The organism is Microbacterium sp. LMI12-1-1.1 (genome assembly GCF_040676455.1).
Classification (GTDB): domain Bacteria; phylum Actinomycetota; class Actinomycetes; order Actinomycetales; family Microbacteriaceae; genus Microbacterium.
On the sequence record NZ_JBEGIA010000016.1, the window covers coordinates 787201 to 813805 of the forward strand.

At 69.7% G+C, this 26605-nt stretch carries 21 protein-coding genes; 13 read left to right on the forward strand and 8 right to left on the reverse strand.

All coding sequences use genetic code 11. From position 1 onward, the window contains the following. Positions 1–84 precede the first annotated feature (84 nt). On the forward strand, positions 85–1191 hold the full coding sequence (locus tag MRBLMI12_RS21580; protein ID WP_363358217.1) for an FAD-dependent oxidoreductase: 1107 nt from the start codon (positions 85–87) through the stop codon (positions 1189–1191). Between the two features lie 40 nt (positions 1192–1231). On the opposite strand, the gene guaB is transcribed toward MRBLMI12_RS21580, so the two are convergent. Beyond that, the gene (gene guaB, locus MRBLMI12_RS21585) at positions 1232–2734 is read right to left on the reverse strand and encodes an IMP dehydrogenase (protein ID WP_349426478.1); all 1503 of its coding nucleotides are present in this window, start codon (positions 2732–2734) and stop codon (positions 1232–1234) included. Between the two features lie 329 nt (positions 2735–3063). Between guaB and MRBLMI12_RS21590 the strand changes: the two genes are divergently transcribed. The 4 genes from MRBLMI12_RS21590 to MRBLMI12_RS21605 are packed head-to-tail and all read left to right on the forward strand — an operon-like array spanning position 3064 to position 7069. Beyond that, the gene (locus MRBLMI12_RS21590) at positions 3064–4341 is read left to right on the forward strand and encodes a branched-chain amino acid ABC transporter permease (protein WP_414686239.1); all 1278 of its coding nucleotides are present in this window, start codon (positions 3064–3066) and stop codon (positions 4339–4341) included. A gap of 10 nt (positions 4342–4351) precedes the next feature. Next, positions 4352–5332, forward strand: a complete 981-nt coding sequence (locus tag MRBLMI12_RS21595) for a branched-chain amino acid ABC transporter permease (protein WP_349426477.1) — start codon at positions 4352–4354, stop codon at positions 5330–5332. After that, the gene (locus MRBLMI12_RS21600; protein WP_349426476.1) at positions 5322–6332 is read left to right on the forward strand and encodes an ABC transporter ATP-binding protein; all 1011 of its coding nucleotides are present in this window, start codon (positions 5322–5324) and stop codon (positions 6330–6332) included. Before MRBLMI12_RS21595 ends, MRBLMI12_RS21600 begins: the two co-directional genes overlap by 11 nt. Next, on the forward strand, positions 6329–7069 hold the full coding sequence (locus MRBLMI12_RS21605) for an ABC transporter ATP-binding protein (RefSeq protein WP_331912077.1): 741 nt from the start codon (positions 6329–6331) through the stop codon (positions 7067–7069). The genes MRBLMI12_RS21600 and MRBLMI12_RS21605 overlap by 4 nt, the downstream gene beginning before the upstream one ends. Positions 7070–7233: 164 nt before the next feature. Here the strand turns inward: MRBLMI12_RS21605 and MRBLMI12_RS21610 are convergent, their stop codons facing one another. Further along, positions 7234–8511 carry an ABC transporter substrate-binding protein gene (locus MRBLMI12_RS21610; protein ID WP_349426475.1) on the reverse strand — a complete coding sequence of 426 codons (1278 nt, stop codon included), beginning with the start codon at positions 8509–8511 and terminating at the stop codon, positions 7234–7236. Between the two features lie 314 nt (positions 8512–8825). Here MRBLMI12_RS21610 and MRBLMI12_RS21615 point away from each other — a divergent pair, with 314 nt between their 5' ends. From MRBLMI12_RS21615 to MRBLMI12_RS21625, 3 genes are all read left to right on the forward strand, one after another. Continuing rightward, positions 8826–9035, forward strand: coding sequence for a heavy-metal-associated domain-containing protein (locus tag MRBLMI12_RS21615; protein WP_349426474.1), 210 nt, complete (start codon positions 8826–8828; stop codon positions 9033–9035). After that, positions 9035–11362: a heavy metal translocating P-type ATPase gene (locus tag MRBLMI12_RS21620; protein ID WP_363358218.1), complete on the forward strand. Its 2328-nt coding sequence runs from the start codon at positions 9035–9037 to the stop codon at positions 11360–11362. Before MRBLMI12_RS21615 ends, MRBLMI12_RS21620 begins: the two co-directional genes overlap by 1 nt. Positions 11363–11441: 79 nt before the next feature. Beyond that, positions 11442–11780, forward strand: coding sequence for a metal-sensitive transcriptional regulator (locus tag MRBLMI12_RS21625; RefSeq protein WP_363358254.1), 339 nt, complete (start codon positions 11442–11444; stop codon positions 11778–11780). 2 nt (positions 11781–11782) lie between these two features. Here the strand turns inward: MRBLMI12_RS21625 and rarD are convergent, their stop codons facing one another. Both rarD and groES read right to left on the reverse strand, forming a co-directional pair. Next, on the reverse strand, positions 11783–12700 hold the full coding sequence (rarD, locus tag MRBLMI12_RS21630; RefSeq protein ID WP_363358255.1) for an EamA family transporter RarD: 918 nt from the start codon (positions 12698–12700) through the stop codon (positions 11783–11785). A 275-nt stretch (positions 12701–12975) separates the two neighbouring features. After that, positions 12976–13272 carry a co-chaperone GroES gene (gene groES, locus MRBLMI12_RS21635; protein ID WP_308867967.1) on the reverse strand — a complete coding sequence of 99 codons (297 nt, stop codon included), beginning with the start codon at positions 13270–13272 and terminating at the stop codon, positions 12976–12978. 413 nt (positions 13273–13685) lie between these two features. On the opposite strand from groES, the gene MRBLMI12_RS21640 reads away from it, so the two are divergent. The 4 genes from MRBLMI12_RS21640 (at position 13686) to MRBLMI12_RS21655 (ending at position 19685) form a co-directional block, all read left to right on the forward strand. After that, on the forward strand, positions 13686–15452 hold the full coding sequence (locus MRBLMI12_RS21640) for an Hsp70 family protein (protein ID WP_363358220.1): 1767 nt from the start codon (positions 13686–13688) through the stop codon (positions 15450–15452). A gap of 24 nt (positions 15453–15476) precedes the next feature. Next, positions 15477–18026 (forward strand): LuxR C-terminal-related transcriptional regulator, encoded by a 2550-nt coding sequence (locus MRBLMI12_RS21645; protein WP_363358221.1) that lies wholly within the window; start codon positions 15477–15479, stop codon positions 18024–18026. Positions 18027–18150: 124 nt separating this feature from the next. Beyond that, the gene (locus MRBLMI12_RS21650) at positions 18151–18894 is read left to right on the forward strand and encodes an IniB N-terminal domain-containing protein (protein ID WP_363358222.1); all 744 of its coding nucleotides are present in this window, start codon (positions 18151–18153) and stop codon (positions 18892–18894) included. 284 nt (positions 18895–19178) lie between these two features. Continuing rightward, the gene (locus tag MRBLMI12_RS21655) at positions 19179–19685 is read left to right on the forward strand and encodes a hypothetical protein (protein ID WP_363358223.1); all 507 of its coding nucleotides are present in this window, start codon (positions 19179–19181) and stop codon (positions 19683–19685) included. Here the strand turns inward: MRBLMI12_RS21655 and MRBLMI12_RS21660 are convergent. The 3 genes from MRBLMI12_RS21660 to MRBLMI12_RS21670 all read right to left on the reverse strand — a co-directional run bounded on the left by MRBLMI12_RS21660 (position 19581) and on the right by MRBLMI12_RS21670 (position 24378). Next, positions 19581–21137, reverse strand: coding sequence for a dynamin family protein (locus MRBLMI12_RS21660; RefSeq protein ID WP_363358224.1), 1557 nt, complete (start codon positions 21135–21137; stop codon positions 19581–19583). The genes MRBLMI12_RS21655 and MRBLMI12_RS21660 overlap by 105 nt on opposite strands. Continuing rightward, positions 21134–23029, reverse strand: coding sequence for a dynamin family protein (locus MRBLMI12_RS21665; RefSeq protein WP_349426465.1), 1896 nt, complete (start codon positions 23027–23029; stop codon positions 21134–21136). The genes MRBLMI12_RS21660 and MRBLMI12_RS21665 overlap by 4 nt, the downstream gene beginning before the upstream one ends. A 146-nt stretch (positions 23030–23175) precedes the next feature. Next, entirely contained in the window at positions 23176–24378 is a 1203-nt protein-coding gene (locus MRBLMI12_RS21670) for a hypothetical protein (protein WP_363358225.1), read from the reverse strand. A gap of 223 nt (positions 24379–24601) precedes the next feature. Here MRBLMI12_RS21670 and MRBLMI12_RS21675 point away from each other — a divergent pair, with 223 nt between their 5' ends. Next, positions 24602–25729 (forward strand): THUMP-like domain-containing protein, encoded by a 1128-nt coding sequence (locus tag MRBLMI12_RS21675; RefSeq protein WP_414686244.1) that lies wholly within the window; start codon positions 24602–24604, stop codon positions 25727–25729. Positions 25730–25892: 163 nt separating this feature from the next. On the opposite strand, the gene MRBLMI12_RS21680 is transcribed toward MRBLMI12_RS21675, so the two are convergent. Beyond that, positions 25893–26605, reverse strand: a 713-nt coding sequence (locus MRBLMI12_RS21680; protein ID WP_363358227.1) for a hypothetical protein, incomplete at its 5' end; no start/stop codon positions are given.

Consider the following 26605-nt stretch of genomic DNA (forward strand, 5'->3'; position numbering starts at 1 on the left):
ACGACGGATGCCGCAGCCCACGCCTGCGACGGGCTCCGCGTGGGCGCCGTCGGCCGGCGCCCCAGATCCGTGGAGGACCGACCCGTGACCGAGCACGTTCCGCATGTCGTCGTCGGCGCCGGTGCGATGGGACTCGCCACGACCTGGCAGCTCGCCCGGCGCGGGCACCGGGTGCTGACCCTCGAACGGTTCGAGCGCGGCCACACGCACGGCGCATCGCACGGCGCGACACGCAACTTCAACAACGCCTACGCGGCCGCGCACTACCTGGACCTGCTCGCCCTCGCGCGCGCCGAGTGGGACGAGCTCTCTCGCACGACCGGTGAGCCGCTGCTGCGGCTGCACGGTCTGCTGACCCACGGCGACGACGCCGTGGTCGCCGAGGTGCACGAGGCGCTCGTCGCGCGCGGCGAGCGCGCCGAGATCCTCGAGCCGGTCGATGCCGCACGCCGCTGGAGCGGGATGCGGTTCGACGGCGACGTGCTGTTCACCCCGGACGCAGGCGTGGTGCGGGCCGCGGCGGCCCTGGATGCGCTCGAGCACGGCGCGCGCAGCCACGGTGCCGACATCCGCTACAGCCACCGCGTCGTCGCCCTCGAAGAGCGCGGCGACGGCGTCGCGCTCACGGTCGACGACGGCGAGCGCCGCTACGACGTCGTGGCCGAGACGGCGGTGGTCACGTCGGGCGCCTGGACCCCCGGCATCGTGCCCGCGTCGTTCCCGCTCCCCCGGCTGACGGTGACCGAAGAGAGCCCCGCGCATTTCGCCCCGATCTCCGCAGACGCCCGCTGGCCCTCGTTCAACCATCTCGTCTCGCGCGGGACCTACCCGGGCCCGACGTACGGGATGCCCACGCCGGGCGAGGGCGTGAAGGTGGGCTTCCACCACGTCGGACCGGTCGTGGACCCCGACCGCCGGACGTCCCGGCCGGTGCCCGCGCTCGCTGCGGCACTGCACGACTACGTCGCCGAGTGGTTCCCCGGACTCGACCCCGAGTCGGCCGAGCCGATCAGCTGCACGTACACCTCGACGGATTCCGAGGACTTCGTGCTCGATCGCCGCGGTCGCATCGTCGTCGGCGCGGGCTTCTCGGGTCACGGCTTCAAATTCACACCGGCGGTCGGCTCGGTGCTCGCCGACCTCGCGACCGACGACACCGCCCGAGCAGCCGAGGCGTTCCGGATCCGCTGACGCCGGGCCGCGGCATCCGCTCACAGGGCCCGACGGAGGGCTACTTCTTGTAGTTGGGCGCCTCGACGACGATCTGGACGTCGTGCGGGTGCGACTCCTTGAGCCCGGCCGCGGTGATGCGCACGAACTTGCCCTTGGCCTTGAGTTCGTCGATCGTGCGGGCGCCGACGTAGAACATCGACTGGCGCAGGCCGCCGACGAGCTGGTACGCGACGGCCGACACGGGACCGCGGTACGCGACCTGTCCCTCGATGCCCTCGGGGATGAGCTTGTCGTCGCTGGGGACGTCGGCCTGGAAGTAGCGGTCCTTCGAGTAGGACGTCTTCTTGCCGCGCGTCTGGAGCGCGCCGAGCGAGCCCATGCCGCGGTACTGCTTGAACTGCTTGCCGCCCTGGAAGACGATCTCGCCCGGCGACTCGTCGGTGCCGGCGAGGAGCGAGCCGAGCATGACGGTGTCGGCACCGGCGACGAGCGCCTTGGCGATGTCGCCCGAGTACTGCAGGCCGCCGTCGGCGATCACGGGCACCCCCGCTTCGCGGGCGGCCAGGTACGCCTCGTACACCGCCGTCACCTGCGGCACGCCCACGCCGGCGACGACGCGGGTGGTGCAGATCGAGCCTGGCCCGACGCCCACCTTGACGGCGTCGACGCCCGCGTCGATGAGCGCCTGTGCGCCCTCGCGGGTCGCGACGTTGCCGCCGATGACGTCGATGTGGTCGAAGCTGGCGTCGGCCTTGAGGCGGCGGACGATGTCGATGACGCCGGCGGACTGGCCGTTGGCGGTGTCGACGACGAGCACGTCGACACCGGCGTCGCGGAGCGCCTCGGCGCGCTGCCAGGCGTCGCCGAAGAAGCCGATCGCCGCGCCGACGCGGAGGCGGCCCTGCTCGTCCTTGGTGGCGAGCGGGTACTTCTCGCTCTTGTCGAAGTCCTTGATCGTGATGAGGCCCGCGAGGGTGCCGTCCTCGTCGATGAGCGGCAGCTTCTCGACCCGGTGCTGGGCGAAAAGGGCGATGACCTCACCCGCGCTGATGCCGACGCGGCCGGTGACGAGCCCCTCGGTCGTCATCACGTCGCGCACCTTGGTCGTCTGGCGCTCGAAGCCCGAGACGAAGCGCATGTCGCGGTTGGTCACGATGCCGACGAGGCGGTTGTCGTCGTCGATGACGGGCAGGCCCGAGATGCGGTACTGCGAGCAGAGGGAGTCGACCTCTTCGATCGTCGCGTCGGGAGTGGTCGTGATGGGGTCGGTGATCATCCCGGACTCGCTGCGCTTGACGCGGTCGACCATCGAGGCCTGGTCCTGGATCGAGAGGTTGCGGTGGATGATGCCGAGACCGCCTTCGCGGGCGATGGCGATCGCCATGCGCGACTCGGTCACCGTGTCCATCGCGCTCGAGATGAGCGGCGTCGCGACGGTGATGCGTCGCGTCACGCGGGACGACGTGTCGGCCTCGCTGGGGATCACGTCGGTGTGGCCGGGCAGCAGCAGCACATCGTCGTAGGTCAGTCCGACGAAGCCGAAGGGGTCGTTGTGCTCCATGGGGTCTCCTCGCGCGGCGCGCGCGTGCTCTCGGGGGTGGACGGCGACGGCCGGTGCGCTCGTGACGCTCCGTACTCGATTCTAAGCGTCGGGCGGGGCCGTTTGTTCCCGCAGTAAACGGCACGCGCGAGCGCGCGAGCCGCCGAGCGCCGTCCGGTTGCGATCGGGTCACTTATCCACATCGCACCGTAGGCGAAACAGCGACGACACATTACAGTCGTAGCGTCGTCATCACGGCCGATGCGACCCGAGCTTCGGTGTCCGCGTGGTGCCGAACTGGAGGTTCTGTGGGTCCTACGACTGCTATCCCGAGACGCGTCCGAGCGCGTGTGGCAGCCGCTCTCTTCGCTCTGTTTCTCGTGGCACTGGGACTGTTCGCCACTGCGACACCCGCTCTGGCCGCTGAAGACGATCCCTATCGGATCAGCGGCAACGTACAGCTCGACGGCGAGCCCCTCGAGGGCGTGACGCTCACCGTCGACGGCCCCGGCGGCCTGCAAGAGGTCGAGACCGACGAGAACGGCCAATGGCGGGTGGGCGTCCCCGAGCGGGGCGAGACCTACGTCGTGACGCTCGACGAAGACACCCTCCCCGAGGGCATCGCCGTCGTCGATCCCGAAGACGACACCCCGAACGTCAAAGAGGCCGAGGTGGGGCCGGGCGGGCGCGTGAGCGTCAACTTCTTCATCGGCGAAGGCGAGCGCAACGTCACGAGCTTCTTCGACCAGCTCGTTCAGCGCGTCATCCAGGGCCTCAGCTTCGGCCTGATGCTCGCGCTCGCCGCGATCGGCCTCTCGCTGGTGTTCGGCACCACGGGCATCTCGAACTTCGCACACGGCGAGATGGTGACCTTCGGCGCCATCGCCGCGTTCATGCTCGTCGGGCCCGCGAGCCTCGCGCTGCCGTGGTGGCTCGGCTATCCGGTCGCGGTCGTGCTCAGCGCCCTCTTCGGGCTGTTCCTCGACGTCATCCTCTGGCGGCCGCTGCGCCGGCGCCGGGTCGGCGTCGTGCAGCTGATGATCGTCAGCATCGGCCTCTCGCTCGCGCTGCGCTACACCTTCCAGCTGTTCATCGGCGGTGGCACGCTCCAGCTCCCGGGTTCGTCGGAGTCCAAGATCTCGCTGTTCGGCTCCGTCCAGATGAGCGTCATCGACATGATCTCGCTGGCGATCTCGATCGTGGTCATCGTCGCGTTCGCGCTGTGGCTCACCCGCTCGCGGACGGGCAAGGCGACGCGCGCCATCTCCGACAACGCCTCGCTGGCTGCGGCATCCGGCATCGACGTCGACGCCGTCGTGCGCGTCGTGTGGATCGTCGCGGGCGCCCTCGCAGGCCTCGCCGGCATCCTCTACGCCTACTACCGTCCCGGCATCAAGTGGGACATGGGCGCGCAGATCCTGCTGCTCATGTTCGCCGCGGTCGTCCTCGGCGGACTCGGCACCGCATACGGCGCCCTCGTCGGTGCGCTGATCGTCGGAATCCTGGTGGAGGTGTCGAGCCTGTGGATCCCGGCCGACCTCAAGTACGCCAGCGCTTTGTTCATCCTCATCGTCATCCTGCTCTTCCGACCACAGGGGATCCTGGGCCGACGCGAGCGGATTGGTTAGGGACACACTCATGGACTGGTTGCAGATACTCTCCAACACGCTGTCGTCGATCCTCAGCCCGGCGACGATGGGCTACGCCCTGGCGGCTCTCGGACTCGCGGTGCACTTCGGCTACGCCGGCCTGATCAACATGGGCATCGCGGGCTTCATGGCCATGGGCGCCTACGGCTACGCGATCTCGATCCTGTCGTTCGGCCTCCCCTGGTGGGCGGGCGCCCTGATCGGGCTCGGGGCGGCAGCGATCTTCGCGCTGATCCTCGGCATCCCGACCCTTCGTCTTCGCGGCGACTACCTCGCGATCGTGACGATCGCCGCGGCCGAGGTGCTGCGGCTGCTGTTCCTCACGACCGCGTTCGACGACGTGACCGGCTCGGCAGACGGGCTCAGCGGCTACCACACCAGCTTCCGGGCGTCGAACCCCATCCCGCGCGGCGAGTACGGTTTCGGCCCGTGGGTCTACAACGAGACCGGGTGGTGGGTGCGCATCATGGGCATCATCACGATCGGCATCGCGGTGCTCGTCGTGTGGATGCTGATGCGCAGCCCATGGGGGCGCACGCTCAAGGGCATCCGCGAGGACGAGGACGCCGTGCGCTCGCTCGGCAAGAACGTCTTCTCGTACAAGATGCAGGCTCTCGTCCTCGGCGGTGTCCTCGCGGCGGCCGGTGGCATCGTCTACGCACTGCCGTCCGCGGTCAGCCCGGGCGTGTACGTCACGTCGCTGACCTTCTTCGTCTGGACGGCGCTCCTCCTCGGTGGAGCCGCGACCGTGTTCGGTCCGCTGCTGGGCTCACTGATCTTCTGGGCGCTCCAGACATTCCTCTCGAATGTCCTGCCGGCGATGGCCGAAGCCGGCTGGCTGTTCGGTCTGTCGCAGATCCAGGCGGGCACACTGCGCTTCATCCTCGTCGGCGTCGCGCTCATGCTGCTCGTGATCTTCATGCCTCAGGGACTCCTGGGCAACAAGAAGGAGCTGACCTTTGTCAAGTGAAAGCGCCCCGGTCACCGGCGCCGCGCCGGTCGCCCGGCCGAAGACCACCGGGCTTCACGTCGGCGACGCGGTACCCGGCGTCCCGAAGGTCGACCCGATCATCATCGCCGACGACGTGCGCCGTTCCTTCGGCGGCGTCAACGCGGTCGACGTCGAGCACCTCGAGATCCCGCGCAACGCCATCACCGCGCTCATCGGGCCCAACGGCGCCGGCAAGACGACGCTGTTCAACCTGCTCACCGGCTTCGATCGCCCGGATCATGGCACCTGGACCTTCGACGGAAAGTCACTGTCGGGCGTACCCGCCTACAAGGTGGCGCGCATGGGCCTGGTCCGGACGTTCCAGCTCACCAAGGCCCTGGGCCTGCTGACGGTGATGGAGAACATGAAGCTCGGCGCGAAGAATCAACGCGGCGAGAAGTTCTGGGGCAGCCTGATCCCCGCCCTGTGGCGATCGCAGGATGCCGAGTTCGAAGACCGCGCGATGGTGCTGCTCGAGAAGTTCAAGCTCGACGCGAAAGCCGACGACTTCGCCGCCAGCCTGTCGGGCGGCCAGCGCAAGCTGCTCGAGATGGCACGGTCGCTCATGACCGAGCCGACGTTGGTCATGCTCGACGAGCCGATGGCCGGGGTCAACCCGGCACTCACGCAGTCCCTGCTCGACCACATCCTCGACCTCAAGGACCTCGGCATGACGGTCCTGTTCGTCGAGCACGACATGAACATGGTGCGCCACATCGCCGACTGGGTCATCGTCATGGCCGAGGGCAAGATCGTCGCCGAGGGCGACCCCACCACGGTCATGAACAACCCCGCCGTGATCGACGCCTACCTCGGCGCCCACCAGGAGCTCGATCTGGGCGTCGTGACCGGCCGCATCGACATCGTCGAGGCCGATCCGACGACGGATGCCTCGGCATCTGCCGCGGCGGATGCCGCCGCACTCGTCGACGCGGGCGTCGCGGAGGAAGAAGCAGAAGAAGAGGAGGACGGCCGATGACCGCTCCCACCGCGACGGGCACACCCGTCGTCGTCGTCGAAGATGTCCACGCCGGCTACCTGCCCGGGGTGAACATCCTCAACGGCTGCAGCCTCGTCGCCCATGAAGGCGAGCTGATCGGCATCATCGGCCCGAACGGCGCCGGCAAGTCGACTCTGCTGAAGGCGATCTTCGGGCAGGTGAACGTGCGCAGCGGCACGATCACCCTGGAGGGCGACGACATCACCGGCCTGCGCGCCAACAAGCTCGTCGCGCGCGGCGTCGGCTTCATCCCGCAGAACAACAACGTGTTCCCGAGCCTCACCATCGAAGAGAACCTGCAGATGGGGCTCTATCAGCGCCCGAGCGCCTACAAGGAGCGGCTCGAGTTCGTCACGGGGATCTTCTCCGAGCTCGGCAAGCGGCTCAAGCAGCGCGCCGGATCGCTCTCGGGCGGCGAGCGCCAGATGGTGGCGATGAGCCGCGCGCTCATGATGGATCCCAAGGTGCTGTTGCTCGATGAGCCGTCGGCGGGCCTCTCCCCCGTCCGGCAGGACGAGGCATTCATCCGCGTCTCCGAGATCAACAAGGCGGGCGTCACCTGCATCATGGTGGAGCAGAACGCACGGCGCTGCCTGCAGATCTGCGACCGCGGCTACGTGCTCGACCAGGGCCGCGACGCCTACACGGGATCCGGCCGCCAGCTGCTGAACGACCCCAAGGTCACCGAGCTGTACCTGGGCACGCTGGGCACCTAGCGAACACACCCTTCGACGATGGGGGACGGATGCCGCGGCATCCGTCCCCCATCGCTTTTGAGTGTGAAACCTCATCTGTGCTGCTGGCGGCGGCCTCGTCAGCCGCCCACGACGCGGAACGGCCCCGGGTCCGAGGACCCGGGGCCGTTCGCGTCAGGAGACGATCAGCCTTCGTAGGCCGCGTACGTGTTGTCGTCGCCGAACTGGTAGATGCCGATCGACGCCTCGGTCGGGTCGCCGACCTCGTCGAACGTGATCGGGCCCGAGATGCCGTCGTAGTCGGCCGTGCCGCCACCGACGATGATCGCGGCGCAGTCGGCGTACGTGTCGCACTTCTCGCCGTCGCCCGAGCCGCCCGAGACCTCGATGAGCTTCTCGGCCATCGCGGTTCCGTCGGTCGTGCCCGCGGCGAGCGCTGCCAGCGCGAGCAGGATCGTCGCGTCGTACGACTCGGCTGCGTAGGTGAACTCCGTCAGCGGCTCGTTGCCCTCATCGGTGTTGAAGGTCTGGAGCGCGTCGGTGAAGTCCGTGATCGCGTCGAGCGACAGACCCGGGAACGTGCCCTTGGCTCCCGTCAGCGAACCTGCCGGGAACTGGTCGCCGAAGTTGGCCAGGTTGCCGTCGACGAAGTAGAGGTCCTCGGCGGGGTACTGCCCGAACAGGCTGGGGAGGATCGTCTTGACCTCTTCGAACGTGATCAGGGCGATCGCGTCCGGGTCGGCCGCGAGGACCTCGGAGATCTGCGCGTCGAAGCTCGTGTCACCCGTGTTGTAGGTGGGAGCCGCGACGACCTCGCCGCCGGCGGCCTCGAACGCCTCGGTGACGTACTTGGCCAGGCCCGTGCCGTACGAGTCGTTCAGCACGATCATGCCGAGCGTCTGGTGCCCGTCTTCGGCGATGAGGTTGCCGAGCACCTCGCCCTGGAGGACGTCCGACGGAGCGGTGCGGAAGTACAGACCGTTGTCGTCGTAGGTCGTGAACGCGTCGGACGTGTTCGCCGGCGAGAACTGGATGACGCCGGCGCCGGTGACCTGGTCGATGAACTGCAGCGACGTGCTCGACGACGCGGCGCCGATGATGGCCGAGACGTCCTCGCCGAGCAGGCGGGGGATCTCGGTCTCGTACGCCTTGTTGTCGGTATCGCCCGAGTCGCCGAAGACGACGTCGAGGTCGAGTCCGGTGTCGGCGGTCGCGTCGTTGATCTGCGACATGGCGTAGGCCACGCCGGCCTCCTCGGGCGGGCCGAGGAACGCCAGGTTGCCGGTCTGCGGCAGAGCCGTGCCGAGCTTCAGGCTCAGCTCGTCGACGGGCCCCGCACTCTCGGTGGGCTCGTCGCCGCCGTCGCCGCCACCGGCGCAGCCGGCGAGGACGAGGGCGCTGGCGCCGATGAGCGCGATGCCACCGAGGACGGTGGACGTGCGCGAGCGGGTGAAGACGCTCATGTTGCTCCTTGCTGTGTAATGGCAAACGGGAACGGCTCGGGCGCCGACCCAGTGCACTAAACCTAATCGCCGCCGGGCTCCTGCAATGTTGCCTTTCGTTAACGATCTGTAACAGCTTGAAATCCGTGATCGGCGGGCAATTCCACGCCTCCGGCAGACGCCTCGCCTGTGGACGGATCATCGCGGGTCCGCCTCGCGCGGCCCCGCGTCTGCGCGATCCCGTCCGAACCAGGCCCGCATACCCCTTGCCGGTATACACTGGTCATCGAGGTACCCCACAGGGGTATCCCACCCCGACAACACGAGGAGAAGAGATGGCTGAGGCCCAGTACAAGGTGACGGGAATGAGCTGCGGGCACTGCGAGGCGTCCGTGCGCGGCGAGGTGTCCAAGCTCGCGGGCGTCGAAGACGTCCAGGTGAGCGCCGCCTCCGGCACCCTCACGATCGTCGCCTCGACGGAGCTCGCCGACGACGCCGTCATCGCCGCCGTCGACGAGGCCGGCTACAGCGCGGTCCGGGCCTGATGGCCGCGGCCTCGACTCCCGCCCGGGTCGAACTCGAGATCGGCGGGATGACGTGCGCGTCGTGCGCCGCACGGATCGAGAAGCGGCTCAACCGGCTGGACGGGGTCGAGGCATCCGTCAACTACGCCACCGAGAAGGCGTTCGTGAGCGTACCGGCGGGACTGGACCCGCAGGCACTCATCGATGAGGTCGTGAAGACCGGGTACACCGCCGCCCTTCCGGCCCCGCCCGCCGCCGAGCCCGCGCCCGACGTGGCCGATCCCGAGCTGACGAGCCTGCGCCAGCGCCTCATCGGGTCGATCGTGCTGTCGGCACCGGTGATCCTGCTCGCGATGATCCCGGCGCTGCAGTTCACCTACTGGCAGTGGGCGTCGCTGGCGCTCGCCGCCCCCGTCGTCGTGTGGGGCGCCTGGCCGTTCCACCGGGCCGCGTGGATCAACCTCCGCCACGGCGCCGCCACGATGGACACGCTCATCTCACTGGGCGTCTCGGCCGCGTTCCTCTGGTCGCTCTACGCCCTGTTCCTCGGCCACGCCGGCATGCCCGGCATGACGCACGCGTTCGAGTGGTCGGTGACCCCCAGCGACGGGGCCGGCGACATCTACCTCGAGGTGGCCGCCGGGGTCACCACGTTCGTGCTCGCCGGCCGGTACTTCGAGCAGCGGTCCAAGCGCCGCGCCGGCGCGGCCCTCCGCGCCCTCCTCGAGATCGGCGCCAAGGACGTGGCGGTGCTGCGGCCGACGGGTGACGAGGTCCGTGTGCCCGTCGCCGACCTGCACGTCGGCGACGAGTTCGTCGTGCGGCCGGGCGAGAAGATCGCGACCGACGGCGTCGTGGCCTCGGGCACGTCGGCCGTCGACGCCTCGATGGTGACGGGCGAGTCCGTGCCCGTCGAGGTCGCCCCGGGTGACGCCGTCGTCGGCGCCACGGTCAACGTGGGCGGGCGCCTCGTGGTGCGCGCGACGCGCGTGGGCGACGACACCCAGCTGGCCCAGATGGCGCGCCTCGTCGAGCACGCGCAGTCGGGCAAGGCCCAGGTGCAGCGCCTCGCGGACCGGATCTCGGGCATCTTCGTGCCCATCGTCCTGCTCATCGCGCTGGCGACGCTCGCGGGGTGGCTGCTCACCGGCGCCTCCGCGTCGATGGCGTTCACCGCGGCCGTCGCCGTGCTGATCATCGCGTGCCCGTGCGCCCTGGGCCTCGCCACCCCGACCGCGCTGCTCGTCGGCACCGGCCGCGGCGCGCAGCTCGGCATCCTGATCAAGGGTCCCGAGGTGCTCGAGTCGACGCGCACCGTCGACACCGTCGTGCTCGACAAGACGGGCACCGTCACGACCGGTCGCATGACCCTCCTCGACGTCGTGGTCGCGCGCGGTACCGTGACGTCGGATGCCGCAGCCGGCGCCCGTACCGAGCTGCTGCGTCTCGCCGGAGCGCTGGAGCACGCCTCCGAGCACCCCATCGCGCAGGCGATCTCACGCGGCGCCGCCGACGAGACCGGACCGCTCCCCTCGGTCGAGTCGTTCCAGAACGTTCCGGGCAAGGGCGTGTCGGGCGTCGTCGAGGGGCACGCCGTGCTCGTCGGACGCGCGTCGCTGCTGGCGGACTGGGCGCTGGCCCTGCCCACGGAGCTCGCCACCGCGAAGGCGTCGGCCGAAGGGCTGGGACGCACCGCGGTGCTGGCGGCGTGGGACGGAGAGGTGCGAGGCCTCTTCGTGGTCGCCGACCAGGTCAAGCCGACGAGCGCCGAGGCGGTCGCCCAGCTGCGGGCACTCCGGCTCACCCCGGTGCTGCTCACCGGCGACAACGCCGCAGCGGCCCGTGCGATCGCCGACGAGGTCGGTATCGAGCGCGTGATCGCCGAGGTGCTGCCGCACGACAAGGTCGCCGTCATCACCCAGCTGCAGTCCGAGGGGCGCGTCGTCGCCATGGTCGGCGACGGCGTGAACGACGCCGCGGCTCTCGCACAGGCCGACCTGGGCCTCGCGATGGGAACGGGGACGGATGCCGCGATCGAGGCATCCGACATCACCCTGGTGCGCGGCGACCTGCGCAGCGCGGCCGACGCCATCCGCCTGTCGCGCGCGACGCTCGGCACGATCAAGGTCAACCTGTTCTGGGCCTTCGCCTACAACGTGGCGGCGCTGCCGCTCGCGGCGCTCGGCCTCTTGAACCCTATGATCGCGGGAGCGGCGATGGCATTCTCGAGTGTCTTCGTTGTGGGCAACAGCCTCCGGCTGCGGCGGTTCCGCAGCCTCTCCGGCGGCCGACCCGATCCCTCGCGGGCGAAAGCGCCCGCTGCTGCGGAGGCGATCGCCGCCTCCTAGCCGAGCTGCGACCTGCTCGCCGATCCTGCCCAGATACTTGATGGACGTTGTTCAGAATGAAGGACTCACAGACATGACGATGGACACGCACGGCGAGACGACCCTCGACCACGCCGCGTCGCCGGAGGGCGACGCCTCGCACCACGGCTACATCACCGACAAGGACAAGTACCTCAATCGCATGAAGCGCATCGAGGGGCAGGCTCGCGGCATCCACAAGATGGTGGAGGACGAGAAGTACTGCATCGACATCCTGACGCAGATCAGCGCCCTGACCTCCGCGCTCGAGGCCGTCGCCGTCGGCCTGCTCGACGACCACCTGCGACACTGCGTGGTGGATGCGGCACGCCTGGGCGGCGAGGCCGCCGACGCCAAGATCACCGAGGCCACGCAGGCCATCGCCCGCCTCGTGCGCTGATCTCAGGCGCCGGCGCGCGAACGCCGGGCGTGCAGAACCGAGTCGACGGTGAGCACCATCAGCGCCACCCACACGAGTGCGAAGCCGATCCAGCGCTCGAGGGGCATCGGCTCGCCGAGCACGAGCCAGCCGATCAGGAACTGCAGGATCGGTGCCACGAACTGCAGCAGCCCGATCGTGGTCAGCGACACGCGGCGGGCGCCCGAGGCGAAGAGCAGCAGCGGCACGGCGGTGATGACGCCCGTCAGGCTCAGCAGCACGGTGTGCTGCCATCCGCTCGACCCCATCGTGAGGCCCTCCGTCGCGCCCACGATCGCCAGCACGACGACCGCGATCGGCGTGAGCCACAGCGTCTCGAGGGTGAGACCGCTCACGGCGTCGACCGAAGGACCCACCTTCTTCTTCACCAGCCCGTAGACACCGAACGACGCCGCGAGCGTGAGCGCGATCCACGGGAAGTCGCCGTAGCCGATGACGATCACGGCCACCGCCGCAGCGGCTATGCCGATCGCCACCCACTGCGTCGCGCGCAGACGCTCGTGCAGCACCAGTACGGCGAGCAGCACGGTCGCGATCGGATTGATGAAGTAGCCGAGGCTGGTCTCGATGACCTGGTCGCTCAGCGCCCCGTAGATGAAGACCTGCCAGTTGACGTAGATCAGGAGACCCGCGACCACGGTGAGCCCCAGCACACGCGGCTGCCGGAAGATCGCCGCCAGCCGCGGCCACGTGCGCGTCACCGTGAGCAGCAGCGCACAGAAGACGAGGGACAGCAGGATGCGCCACGCCACGATCTCCCACGGACCCGTCGGCGCCAGCAGCAGGAAGTACAGCGGCAGGAAACCCCACAGCAGATACGCGCTGAACGCGTAGACGCCGCCCAGCGTGCGCTCGCGCGCCTCGGCGGCGGCATCCGCCACCCGACGGCTGCCGGTCGTCACACCGAGGTCCAGCGCGGTCGAGGGGTCGAGCCCGTCCACGGTGCCACGTTCCGACGGGGACGACTGCTCGCGACTCACCGAGTCAGCCTACGCCCGCCCCGCGCGGTGCCGGCCCGCTGCGCCGGCCCGCGGCATCCCTTCCCTGCCGAGCCTGCACGGAATCCTGCCATGCGGCGCCGCCCGAAGACTCCGGACATGACGAGAGGGCCGGATGCCGAAGCATCCGACCCTCGAGGTCACGCGCAGTGCGGAACTCAGCGAACGACGACTGCCAGGACGTCGCGAGCCGACAGGACGAGGAGCTCGTCACCGCCGAACTTCACCTCGGTGCCGCCGTACTTGCTGTAGATCACGCGGTCGCCGACGGCGACGTCGAGCGGGATGCGGTTGCCGTTGTCGTCGATACGACCCGGGCCCACCGCCACGACCTCGCCCTCCTGGGGCTTCTCCTTGGCGGTGTCGGGGATGACCAGACCGCTGGACGTGGTCTGCTCGGCCTCGACCTGCTTGATGACGATGCGGTCCTCGAGCGGCTTGATGGAAACCGACACGGTCTACCTCTTCTTTCTTGAGACTAAGACTCGTTAGCACTCTGACGTTGAGAGTGCTGATGACAGTCTAGGCAACGGTCTGGCACTCATGCAACGTGAGTGCCAATCGGGACGTCACATCGCGCGCGTCGCAGACACCTGGCGGAAACACAACTGTTACATGCCCTTGAGGCTTTGTCGGGCTCCGGCGTATCATCACAGCAGCGGCTCACTCTCTGGGGAGTGAGAACGCTGCGAGTTCGGGGGAGCTCGCACACGATGTGGGGGCATGCTTCAACATGGCTGAGCGGTATTTCCTGGCTGTGGATCTTGGGACCAGCAGGCTGGGGGCAGCGACAGCGCGCGTCGCTTCGGACGGCAGCATCACGGCTGCGGCGTTTCCACTCGGGCGACGCGCGGACAGCGTCGCGACGGTGGTCTTCGTCGCCGAGGATGGTGATCTCCTCTTCGGGGATGCGGCGGAACGCCGCGGCGTCACCGCGCCCGAGCGACTGATCCGCGAGTTCAAACGCAGCATCGGCGACGACGTGCCGCTGGTCGTGGGCGACCAGTCGATCCCGGCCGAGCAGCTGTACGCGCAGACCGTGGCGGGCGTCATCGACGCGGTGACCGAACGCGAGGGTGGCGCGCCGGCAGGTGTCATCGTCACGCATCCTGCCATGTGGGGTCCGCACCGTGTGGGAACGATCAGCTCGGCGCTCGCCGCGCTCGGCATCCGCGACGTGGAGTTCATCACCGAGCCCGAGGCTGCGGCGCGGCACTACGAGGCGTCGCGCGTGCTCGAGCCCGGAGAGACCCTCGCCGTCTACGACCTGGGCGGCGGCACGTTCGACTGCGTGCTGCTGCGCAAGACCGAGACCTCGTTCGAGCTCGTCGGAGAGCCGATGGGACTCGACAATCTCGGTGGCGCCGACTTCGACGACGCCGTCGTGCGCCACGTGCTGCGCTCCGCGGAGGTCTCGCCCGAGGCGCTGGACGACTCGTCCGCCGACGCGCGGGTCGCGCTGTCGCAGCTTCGTCGCGAATGCGTCGACGCCAAAGAGGCGCTGTCGTTCGACTCCGACGTCGTCATCCCAGTCCTGCTGCAGGCCGGCCGCTCGAGCGTGCGGCTGACGCGCGCCGAGTTCGAGGACATGATCGATCCGTACGTCACACAGACGGTCGACGTGCTCGAGGATGCGCTCGAAGCGGCAGAGGTCGACCCCGAGCAGCTCGAGTCGGTGCTGCTCATCGGCGGATCATCGCGGATCCCGCTGGTCACGCAACGGATCTCAGAGCATCTGGACCGCCCGACCGCGATCGACGCGGATCCGAAGGCGTCCATCGCGCTCGGCGCGGCCCACACGGCGCTCATCCGCGCGATGGATCGCGAGATCGCCGCTCCGGGCGAACTCGTCGTCTTCGAAGGCGCCTCGGCCGGCGGGCTGGAGCTCCTCGTGCCGGCCGGCGTTGCGCTCGCGGCACCGGTCGCCCCCGTCGCGGCATCGTCGGCTCACGGCGCGCGCCACTACATCGCCATCTCTGCCGCGGCGGCCTTGGTCGCCGCCGCGATCGTCTTCGGCAGCACCATGACGCTCGGCAACGGCAGCGGCACCTTCCTGTCACTGTCGGGCTGGGAGCAGGTTCCCGCACCCGCCGACGCCGACGCCGAGGCCGAGGCCGCCGCGCAGGTGGAGCCCGCCGGTGACACGAACGCCCCCGAGACGGCGACGGCGCCCGAGCCGGACAAGGGGTCGGGCGGCACGGCGAATCCGAAGGCCGGGAAGCCGACCCCCCGGAGCGACGCTCCCGTCTCGAAGGCGGGGCCGAACAAGTCGACCACCACCACGACGACCACGACGAAGGAAGGCACGTCCACGAAGCCGGCCGCCGGATCGTCGGGCACCACGCCGACGTCGAGCGGCGACGACACGCCGGGCCAGACGACGCAGCCGCAACCCGAACCGACCACCCAGCCGGAGCCCGAGCCGACGACGCAGCCGGAACCGGAACCGACCACCCAGCCGGACCCGGCGCCGGAGCCGGAGCCCGAACCCGAGCCGGAGCCGGAGCCCACGACTCCCCCGGCCGACCCCGAGCCGGAGCCCACGACCCCACCGGCCGACCCCGAGCCGGAGCCGGTCCCCGCTGATCTGCAGCCGGCCCCTGAGACCTCACCCGCTCCCGAGATCGTCCCCTGACGCCGGGATCGCCTGGGGAATCACATGTCAACGCCGACAGCCGCACTGGCTACGTTCTTCGACGCCGCCGACTTCACAGGATCGCGACACGCGCATCCTCTCATCGACGCTCTCACCACACAGGACACGCCGCCTCGCATGCTCATCTCGGGCAACGCCGGATCGGGCAAGTCGACGATCCTGCGCGGCGCGCAGCGATTCCTCACCCGCAACCGTGTGCCGCTGCACCTGCTCGGGCCCGACACCGACGTGACGGGCGTTCCCGCCGCCAGCGTGCTGCTCGTCGACGATCTGCATCTGCTGCCGCCGGCGCAGATCGAGGGCCTCATCGCGCGGGCCGCGGATCCGGACACCGCGCTCGTCGTGACGAGCAGGCCGTGGCCGAGCTCCCACGAGCTGGCGAGCATCGCACGACACCTGGAGCGCAGCCGCCCGGCGGTCGTCCTCGGACATGTGACGCGCTCGGACGTCCTGGACTACCTCGCGGGAACCGGCCGCGACATCCCGGCGCCGTGCCTGGATCACATCCTCGAGATCACCGGCGGCGTCTCATGGCTCGTGTCGGCGGCGCTGTCGGCACACGACGAGAGGGACTGCGCCGACGACATCGACCACTCAGCGCTCGGTCGCGTGCTCGAGCAGAGCGTCGCACACCGCCTCGGGGTGGTCGACACGGACGTGAGGCGAGCGGTCGAAGCGGTCAGCGTGGCGGCGGCGGAGGCGAATCCGCTCGACTCCGAGCTGCGGGGCGACTCGGACGGGATCCTCGTCCAGGCATACGCCGACGGCCTGCTCCTGCGCAACGGACGTCCGGTGCCCGTCGTGCGCGCCGCCGTCCGCGCAACCCTTCCCACGCGCCGGCTCGTCGAACTGCTGACGACCCACCCCGGGGGTGTCGACCCGGCTGCCCCGCACGGAACCGACTGGCTGTCGGACGTGTCCGACCCTCGTCTGGTGGCTGCACTCGTCGAACGCGGGGACCAGTTGCTCGACGCGGATCCGGTGCGCGCCGGCAGCTTCTACCGCGCCGCCGCCGAGGCGGGGACATCGTCCGCCGACCTGCATGCGAAGCGGGCGCAGGTGGCCTGGGCGACCGGAGACGTCGACGGCGCCGCGCACCTCATCGATGAGGCCATGGCGTCCGGCGAGCGCGACGCCGCGGTGGACGCCCGGCTCGCCGATGTCGCCGCGGCGACCTGGTCGATGCGGGGGATGCTGCAGACCGGGTGCACCGTCTACGACGTGCTCCCTCCCGCGTCGGCCGAGGCATCCGCTCGCGAGTACATCACCCGGATCGGCGTCGGGGATCCTCGCGCGCAGGATGACGAGGGCAAGACGGCGACGGCCGCGCTCGCGGCGCCCTCGACCCTCACCGTTGCGATGAAGCTCGTCCATCGAGGTCTGCGTGCATCGCTGCGGGCAGACCAGGCCGACACCGCGCTCGCCGACCTCGTTCGCGGATCCCACCTGTACACCGCGTCCCGGTCCTCGGCACCCATGCCGGAGCTTCCCGCCGTGATCGCCGCGGTCGCCGCGATCAGCTCCGGCGACCTCTCGACGGCGCGATCCGTCATCGACGCGGCCATCGAGGGTCACACGGGAACACCGTGGATGCTCTCCCGGCTGCTGCTGTGGCGCGCGTGGATCGCACTCGGTCTCGCCCAGGGCGGGAAGGCGCGCGAGGACCTCGAGGCCGCTCTCGCCCTCGCACCGACGCCGGTGCCGCGGGACGACCTGCTGGCGCACGCCATCCGCGTCGGCCTCGCGCGACGGTACGAGGATGCCGCAGGCCTCGCCGAAGCTTGGGAGTCCGGGCGCGACAGCCTGCTGGACGCCGACGTCGACCTCTACACTCTGCTGCCGGTCGCGGAACTCGTGACCGCCGCTGCGCGCGTCGGTGACGAGTCGGCGACGCAGCCGCTGTTCGTGCAGGCCCTGCACATCGTGGAGTCGCTGGGTTCGCCGCCGCTCTGGGCCGCGCACCTGCGGTGGGCCGGCATTCAGCGCGGGATCCTGCTGGACCACCCCGACTACCTCGGCCCGCACGCGCACGCGCTCGTCGACGCCGCGCCCGGCAGCCGCGTCGCGGCGACGATGGCCACCGCCGGGCGCCTCTGGACGTCGGTGCTCGCCGGGACGGTGGACGCCGACGCCGTCGAAGCCTCGGCCCAGGGGCTCGGCGCCATCGGGCTGCGGTGGGACGCCGCACGACTCGCGCGACACGGCGCCAACCGCTCGGACGACCGGAAGGTCTCGGCCCGCCTGCTCGCGTGCGCGCGCGAACTGCACCCGCAGGAGACCCGCACGACCGATGCGTCGGCGGAGAGCTCCCCGGCATCGCGCGCGAGCGCGGCCGCCGGACTCAGTGAGCGCGAGACGGATGTCGCGCGACTGGTCGTGCAGGGCAAGACCTATGCCGAGATCGGCGAGACGATCTTCATCTCACCGCGCACGGCCGAGCATCACATCGCGAGCATCCGGCGCCGACTGGGAGCGACGTCGCGCTCGGATCTGATCGCCAAACTGCGTGTCGCGCTGAGCCCGACCGGCCCTTCCGCGGACGGGGACACCTGATGCCCTCGCCTGCCCGCGCAGATCCCCGTGCCGTCCCCCATCCGCATCGGGGAAACCCCCGATTCACCGAACACACCAACCACCTACTCTCGAGAATGAGCCTCGAAGTGACAGGAGCCGAGACATGACAACACCGCTCGCAACAATCGCCGATGCACTGATCGAGTTCATCCTCAGTCTGCTCAATGACCCCGCGGCAGCCGCGGAGTTCGAGGAGGACCCGCAGGGCACGCTCGCCCGCAACGGGCTCAGTGACGCCTGCGTCGACGACGTCCGGGCTGTCGCGCCGGTCATCGTGGACCGCCCCGACGTGTATCCGAAGCCGGCGGGACCGCCGGCCCCTCCCGGACCTCCGAAGCCGACGACCGTGGAGAAGGAGATCACGAACATCACCCAGTCCTTCTCGATCGACAACCGGGCGACCATCGTCGACCAGTCGGTCAACCAGAACATCTGGGCGGACGGCGACGTCAACCAGATCTTCGACCAGGAGGCTGTGGTCAACAGCGGCGACAACGGCGCCGCCGCCGGCGAGGACGCCACCGTCGACAACTCGAACGACACGACGACCGTCGGCGATGTCAGCATCGGCAACGAGGACACGACGACGAACATCGACGGCTCGTTCAACGACGGTTCGACCAACACCGAGACCGACATCGAGGTCGGCGTCGAAGACTCCGTCAACGACAACTCCACGGATGTGGCGGTCGACGTCGAGGTGGAGGAGTCGTTCAACGACACCACCACGACCGAGACGGCGACCGACGTCGACGTGTCGAACGAGGGCAACTACGAGTCCGACGACGCGACGGCCATCTCCATCGACGAGACCTACATCGAGCCGGAGTCCGAGGAGGAGTTCTGAGGCCCGACGTGACAGATCCGGAAGACGACGACCGCTCGCGCGCCTTGGCCCACCCAAGGCGCGCGAGCGCGCGCCCGAAGCCTCAGCCGCCGAGCTTCGGAGATACGGCGCCGCCGACCGGCACGGCGATCGGTCGCGTGCCGGTGGCGAAGGTTCCCGCCTCCGAGGTGGTGGCCCCGCAGCCGAGCCCCTCACGCGACCGGACTCCGCCTCCACCTCCGCCGCGCGAGCGACGTGAAGCGCCGGAGCGTCCGCCGACGGCGAGCCCGAACGTCGCGCCCGTCTTGACGAAGCGTCCGCCGCCGTTCACGGTGCGCCTCAGTCAGCTCCTGTGGGTGCTCAGCCTTCTCGCCGGTGGCGTCGCGGTCGTCTACCTCTTCGTGATCCGCGAAGACCAGGTACCGCTCATCACGGAGGTCGTGAAGGGCGTCGCGGAGGGGCGCAGCGAGGAGACGTACACGGCTGCCGCCGACATCCTCTTCTGGTCCGTCTTCGCCGTGGCGGTCACCCTGCTGCTGATCCAGATCGTGCTGCTGGTGTCGTTCTCGAATCGCAAGCCGAATGCCCGGTGGTGGCAGCTCGCGACGGTGGTGGGACAGATCGGGCTCTTCCTGCTGTCGTCCGAATTCTTCGCCACCGGTGAGCACGGCCCCGTTCTTCGCCAGGTGCTCTTCGCACAGTGGTCGCTAGCCCTCCTCGCGCTCCTCTTCAGCTCGTTCCGGGGCGCGCTGCAATGGACCGCCCGCAAGCACGACGTCCGTCGGGCCGGGGGCGGCGAGGGCGACTTCTGACGCCACCTCCTCGAGGCTGCGGATCACCTGACGGGCCACCTCGACCGTCGCCCGCTCCGCGATCGGAGACGCGCTGAGTCTTCGCCACCGCGCCAGCAGCTCCTCGACCTTGTCGCGCAGCTCTTGCTGCGTCGCCGAATCGGGAAGCCCGAGGCGGGCCGATGCGGACGGGCCCTCACCTCCGATGATCCGCTCCGCCTCGGTGGCGTCGGACCGGCTCAACGGCAGATCGGACGATCGTGCGCGGGCCAGGAGCGACAGCTCGCGCAGCGTGTGCGCGGAGGCGTAGATCCGCTCCACTCCCCCGACGATCGTCTCGGTGCCGGGCCGCGGGCTGTCGCGCAGGAGCGTCTGGAGAGCGTCGAGCACGCCCCGTACTTTGAGCGCCGCCGCTCGCGTACGGAACTGCAGCCGGATGAACTGCTGGAGCTCGTTGAGCCCGCTCTGCTGCACGAGCTGCTCCGACAGCTGTGTGGAGTCGGTGGCGCCGGTGCGGATGAGAGCGCTCGCAAGACGTACGCCGAAGATGCCGAAGCGACTCAGGAGCTGACGGCGAACCTCCTCGCTCAGCGACGTGGAATCGGCGGGTCGCACGAACCGATCGGCAGAGACCATGAGCGCCTCTCGTGCCTTGCGCTCGAGGGAGGCGAGCTCCTGGAATGAGGTGAACTCGTCCTCGCGCATCGTCCGTGCGCTCTCGGCGAGCAGTCCGGCGACCGGGACCACTCCGAGCGACAGCGCCGCGAGCTCGCCGTCCTTCTCGTAGCGCCGGGCGACCTTGCCGGCCGACAGCAGGGAGTCGATGCGGCCGGCGCCGATCTCGTCCGCGCGCGACAGCACGGCCACGGCGTTGACCGTCTGTGAAGCTCCTGCGGCGGTGTCGCGGAAAGACTCCAGGAACTTGAGGTCGGACGCGTGCATATGGCGCATGAGGTACACGATCGCGTCGGCCGACGACGGCTCGGTCTCGGGCACGAGGAAGTCCGTGGAGCGCGCCGAGACGTCCTTCGAGAGCGATGCGATGCCCGGCGTGTCGATGAGGATGAGATTGCGCAGCCCGGTCGACGGCCACCCCACATCGATCCACGCCGTCTCGTCCGGCGAGATGTCTCCGAGCTCGAGGACGAGGCGGCCCTCCTCGCGATGGATCGGCATGCGCCGCGGCGGCCCGTCGTGGGGGTGGAGCGTGATGGTGGGCGTCGCCGAGTACCGGTACCACGTGACCACACGGGTGCACTCGCCGGCGTCGGTCGGCGCGAGCCGCTCGCCCAGCATCGCGTTCAGGAGTGTGGACTTCCCGGCCTTCACCATCCCCGCGATGGCCAGACGCAGCGGCTCCCGGAGCCGCCGATCCAGGTCGGACAGCACGTCCATGGCCGCGGGGTCGTCGATATAGAGCTCCGATGCGGCGCGGATGAGGGCGGCCGTATCGTCTTGGGTGGTGGTCCTCACCGCTTCGCCGCCTCCACGGCCCGCGCCGGGGGCAGGGCGGGGATCTTGGCCCGGAGTGCCTCGAGCTGCTGCACCTGGGCGTTCAGCTCCTTCACCCGCTTCTCGCTCTCTCCGGCATAGGTGCCGGCCGCCTGCTTGGCGGCGAGCATCGCATCCGACAACGAACGGTGGATCTCGTCGGCCATGCTGCCGAAGTGGTCGCGCGCCGCCCGCTGGACGAGCCGCAGGCGGTCTTTCAGCTGCTTGCCCACCTGGAACTGCACCTCATCGAGGTACTTGCGGACGAGGGACTTCGCCTCGAACCGCCGGCGGGACAGCCGCGAGCTCATGTCTTCGCGATACGCCCGGCGGCCGACGAGCACGCCGGCGAGGAGCGAGAGCGGGTTGATGAGGGTCAGGCCGATGAGGCCGGTCGCGAGGCCGACCATGAGCACGCCGCCATACGAGCCGCGGACGCCGATGAAGATCTTCTCGGCTGCGCCCATCTGACGATGGCCGAGGTCGGACAGACCCTCGACCGGGTCCAGCACGCCCTCGGTGTCGCCCACGTCGATGAGCGGGAGGCCGGCCTCACCTTCGCTGAACAGCTCGGCGACCTCTTCCGACAGCCACCGTGAGCGCTCGTCGGTCCACACGAACGTCTCCGAGACTGCCGCCGACACCCGCTGGTCGAGCCATTCGGTGATCTGGTCCCAGATGGGGCCGGGGTCGCCCTCGTCGATCGCATCCTCGGCCTCGCGCTGCACCTTGCGGAGCCGGTCACGGAGGTCGTGCTCCATGTCGGAGATGAGGTCGGCGACGCCGTCGTTCAGGGTGATCTGCCACTTGGAGGAGCGACCGCGGAACTCGTCGGCGCGCGCCTTCGCATCTTCGAGCTGCGCGATGAGCCTCGGGGTGTTCTCCGGGTGGAGGATCGCCTCGAGCTCGGAGGTGAGCGACATCTTCAGCTGCTCGACCACCGACACCAGATCGTGCACGGCGCTGCGCGCGTGGATGATCTCCGCGCGGCCGAGCACCTCCTGCCGGAGGTGGGCCACGAGCGCGGGGAATCCGGACTCGCTGTTGAGCTCGCGGTCCTGCTCCTCGGCGGCGATGAGGCGCAGATCGCTGGAGACCGCGAAGATCGGGACGTCCCCGAGGTCGCCGAGATGCGCGCGATCGATGCGCTCGATGTCGCGCCACTGGGGATACATGTCGGTCTTGGCGAGCACGGCGGCCACGTTCGGCGACACGCGCATGGCGTGCTTGAGGAACTGCACCTCGGGCTCGGTGTACTCCTGCGAGGCATCGGACACGAGCAGGACGGCATGCGCGGATGACAGCGCCGCCAGAGTGGCGAGGGCGTTCGTCGAGTCGAGGCCTCCGACACCGGGCGAGTCCACCAGTCGCAGTCCGCCCTTCAGCAGCTCGCGGGGGAGCACGACCTCGGCGGCGACGACTCTGCGCTCATTGGCGGGATTGCCGCGCTCCGACACGAACTGTGCGATGTCCTCCAGCGCGATCTGCTGACGGACCGGCGCCTCGGACTCATTCGCGGACTGCAGGGTCACCCATGCATCGGGGGTCGCGGCATAGCCGACCGAGGTCGGCACGCTCGTGGCCACGTCATCGTCGACGGGGCACACCGGGGCGTTCACAAGGGCGTTGATGAGCTTGCTCTTGCCCTGCTTGAACTCGCCGACGACGATGACCCGCACGTTGGGGTCCTGCAGTCGTTCGTGGGTGTGCTCCAGACGCCGCGCCAGGTCTGTGCGCCCCGTCGATGAGGCGAGCTGACCGACGTTGTCGACGATCGTGACGAGCGCCTTGCTCGACGAACGCTCCACCGCGGACGGCGCCGCCGGCTCGGCATCCTCCCGGCTCGGCTTCTTGACGGCTACAGCTTCAGACACCTGTGTCCCCCTCGACGCATCTCCCCCGTATCACGCTACGGCATCGGAGCGACCTCGGGGGTTGCGGACCGGGCGGTCGATCCGCATCGTAAATTGGTCTTGCCCGGCCGCCTCTTCAGAGGCGACCGGGCAAGGCTTGAGAGGGATCAGAGATCGATGAGGTCGTCGCCTGCGACGTCCCCACCCGGGCTGAAGAAGTTGCCGCTGTTCTCCCATTCGAAGTCGTTCTCGACCTCGGTGTTGAACTCCTCGTTGAAGGCGTCCTCGATCTCGACCTCGACGTTGGTGTGGTCGGAGTAGTCGTTGAACGAGTCGTCGATCTCGACCTCGAACTCGTTCCACTCGTTGGTCGAGTTGTCCTGGAAGGAGTCGCTGATGTGCGTCTCGATCCACGTGTTGCCGATCGAGATGTCGCCGACCTCGGTGTTGGTCCACGAGTTGTCGACGGTCGCGTCGTCGCCGGCAGCAGCGCCGTTGTCGCCCGAGTTGGCGACGGCCTCCTGGTCGAAGTCCTGCTCGACGTCGCCGTCGACGAAGCCGAAGGACTGGTTGACCGACTGGTCGACGACCTGAGCGCGGTTGTCGAGCTCGAGGCTCAGTGCACCGGCAGCACCAGCCGCCGCGGCAGCAGCGCCGCCACCCAGAACGCCGCCGATGTTGAGGTCGCCGCCGACACCGGTGTTGTACTGGCGCACACCCACGGTGACCGAGTCGTCGTTCAGCGTGGTCTCGTTGAACGAGTCCGTGTAGCTGTTGTAGGCGTCCTCGATGTCGCGGTTGTCGTCCGTCGAGTTGTCCGAGTTGTCGTTGTACGACTCCTCGATGTCGCGGTTGTCGTCCGTCGAGTTGTCCGAGTTGTCGTTGAACGAGTCTTCGATCTCGACGTCGACCTCGAGCTCGTTCTCGACCGAGTTGTCCGAGTTGTCCGACTGGTTGCCCACGCCGACAGCGGCGTTGTTGGTCGAGTTGTCGGAGTTGTCCGAGTTGTCGGAGTTGTCCGAGTTGTCGGAGTTGTCGGAGTTGTCGGTGTTGCCCGAGAAGTTGCCGTTGCCGGAGTCGTCGATGTCGGTGGCGTCGCCACCCACGTTGTCGGAGAAGTTGCCGTTGCCGGAGTCCTCGACGTCGACGTCGGTGTTGCCGATCTCGTTGTCGGAAGCGATGTCGTTGCCGACGGCGCTGTCCACGATGTTGTCCTCGACATCGACGTCCGTGTCGTTGCCGACCACGTTTCCGTCGTTGCCGACAACGTTGTCCTCGACCTCGACGTCGGTGTTCCCGACCTCGTTGTTGGAGAGGACGTCTTCGATGTTCGTCTGAACACCCAGCACGTTGGTGTTGTCGTCAGCCATGATTGATCCTTTTCTCGCTGAGCCAGGGTGGCGGTGTATGAAGAGTCTCTTCCCGGGCGGTCGCGGCCACATCCGGAGGTTCCCCGCACTTCCCCCCTCCGCAGAGGGGGATCCGGTGGGGGTTTCGGGGATGCAGCCCGGGGTACCCCCGTAGGCTCGGCGGGTGGAACTCTCCGAATTCGAGGCGCTCCTGACGCCCGAGGGGCTCCGGCTGCTCGACGCCATGCCGCCGGTCGACTCGTCCGACGATGTCGCGCGGGCGGTGACGCGGCTCCGTCGCGACGGTCACTCCCCCGACCTCGTGTCGGCGGTCGTCGGGCAGGCACGGCTGCGCACGCGCGCACGGCCGAAGTTCGGCGAACTGGCCGAGCGGATGCTGTTCACGCGCGCAGGGCTCGAGCAGGCCACCCGCCTGCCGATCGCGGCACGCCACGCGGCGCGCTTCCGGGATGCCGGCTTCGCCCACGTCGCCGACCTCGGCTGCGGCATCGGCGGGGACGCGCTCGGTCTCGCCGGCCTCGGCCTGCGCGTCACGGCGGTCGACGCCGACGAGATCACTGCGGGGATCGCCGCCTACAACCTGGCCCCGTTCGGCGCCGATGTCGAGGTGCGCCACGGCACCGCGGAGGAGGCGGATCTCGAGGGCGTCGACGCCGCGTGGCTCGATCCCGCGCGCCGCACCGCCGGTCACGCCGAGACCACACGCACCCGTCCCGAGGACTGGTCGCCGTCGCTCGACTGGGTCTTCGGCCTCGCGCGACGCATGCCCGTCGGCGTCAAGCTCGGGCCCGGCCTCGATCGTGAGGTCATCCCCGACGACGTCGAGGCGCAGTGGGTGAGCGCCGACGGCTCCACCGTCGAGCTCGTGCTGTGGTCGGGCGCGCTCGCGCGCGAAGGCGTGCGGCGAGCGGCGCTCGTCATCCGCAACGACAGGGCGCATGAGCTGACGGCGGAGACGGATGCCGCCGACGAGCCCGCTCGCGAGCTCGGCGCCTACGTGCACGAGCCCGACGGCGCGGTCATCCGCGCACGGCTCATCGGCGACGTCGCTCGCAGCCTCGAGGCGGGCATGCTCGACGAGCACATCGCCTACCTCACGTCGGACGCCGCCCTCACCTCGCCCTTCGTGTCGACCTTCCGCGTGCGCGAGGTGCTGCCGGCGGAGGTGAAGGCGCTCGGCAAGTCCCTCCGCGAGCGCGACATCGGGCGCCTGGAGATCAAGAAGCGCGGAGTGGATGTCGATCCCGCGGCGCTGCGCACCCGCCTGAAGCTCCGCGGGTCGGCGTCGGCCACGCTGCTGCTCACGCGGATCGGCAACAAGCGCACCGCGATCCTCGCCGACCGCGTCTGACCGCTGCCTCGGGATGCCGCGCTCACCCTCCCGATTCCGGGTTCACTTGCGCTGAATGTACGGCCGGGGCCGTCTTCTCCGTACGTTCAGCGCAAGTGAACTGACGAGGAGGGCCGGCAGGCGGGGGCGCGGTGCGGGAGGCGGGGCGGGAGCGGGGCGGGTGTCAGCCGAAGAAGTTCGCCCGCATCGCGGTGAAGAGCAGCCACCCGGCGCTGTAGAGGATGGACAGCGCGCCGAGGGCGATGGCCCACACCGCCACGGCGCGGTTCTCGAGCGGGCGACGCAGGGCGATGATCGCCGAGACGACGGCCACCAGTCCGATAGGGAATCCCCACCCGACGAACATCGACACCAGGAGGCCGACGACCGCGAACGCGAGCGCCCAGCCCGCGAGGCCGCTGTGGAACGCGGAATCGGTCGCCTGCCACGAGGTGTCGTCCGGCGTGAACTCACCACCCGGCTCGGCGGGAGCCGTCTCGACGGTGACCGCGACCGGCGCGGTCGGCAGGCGCTGGAACCCTCCGCGATGCGCCCCGGGCAGCGGCGAGGCGTCCTGCGCGAGGTCGATGTCGGGCGAGACCGACGTGACCGTCGGCTCGCCAGGGCGCGGCGTCGCAGGGGACTCCGCCGGCGCCGTCGCGGCGGGCGGCGGCGTGGCGGCGTCGGCGGCCGGGCGCGGCTGCGGTGAGGTCCCGGCCGGCACCGTCGTGCCGGCCGGGCGCGGCGTGGCGGCGGGTGGCGACGTGGCGGCGTCGGCGGCCGGGGGCGGCGTCGGTGAGGTCCCGGCCGGCACCGTCGTGGCGGCGTCGGCCGCCGGGCGCGGCGGCGCGGGGGTCTCCGCCGGCACCGTCGTGTCGGCGGGTCGCGGCGCGGCGG

Coding starts and splice junctions, on each gene's coding strand:
- guaB (WP_349426478.1), bottom strand. CDS start 2,734: ATGGAGCACAACGACCCCTTCGGCTTCGTCGGACTGACCTACGACGAT.
- MRBLMI12_RS21595 (WP_349426477.1), top strand. CDS start 4,352: ATGGACTGGTTGCAGATACTCTCCAACACGCTGTCGTCGATCCTCAGC.
- MRBLMI12_RS21605 (WP_331912077.1), top strand. CDS start 6,329: ATGACCGCTCCCACCGCGACGGGCACACCCGTCGTCGTCGTCGAAGAT.
- MRBLMI12_RS21610 (WP_349426475.1), bottom strand. CDS start 8,511: ATGAGCGTCTTCACCCGCTCGCGCACGTCCACCGTCCTCGGTGGCATC.
- MRBLMI12_RS21615 (WP_349426474.1), top strand. CDS start 8,826: ATGGCTGAGGCCCAGTACAAGGTGACGGGAATGAGCTGCGGGCACTGC.
- MRBLMI12_RS21620 (WP_363358218.1), top strand. CDS start 9,035: ATGGCCGCGGCCTCGACTCCCGCCCGGGTCGAACTCGAGATCGGCGGG.
- MRBLMI12_RS21625 (WP_363358254.1), top strand. CDS start 11,442: ATGGACACGCACGGCGAGACGACCCTCGACCACGCCGCGTCGCCGGAG.
- MRBLMI12_RS21645 (WP_363358221.1), top strand. CDS start 15,477: ATGTCAACGCCGACAGCCGCACTGGCTACGTTCTTCGACGCCGCCGAC.
- MRBLMI12_RS21650 (WP_363358222.1), top strand. CDS start 18,151: ATGACAACACCGCTCGCAACAATCGCCGATGCACTGATCGAGTTCATC.
- MRBLMI12_RS21670 (WP_363358225.1), bottom strand. CDS start 24,378: ATGGCTGACGACAACACCAACGTGCTGGGTGTTCAGACGAACATCGAA.
- MRBLMI12_RS21675 (WP_414686244.1), top strand. CDS start 24,602: ATGCCGCCGGTCGACTCGTCCGACGATGTCGCGCGGGCGGTGACGCGG.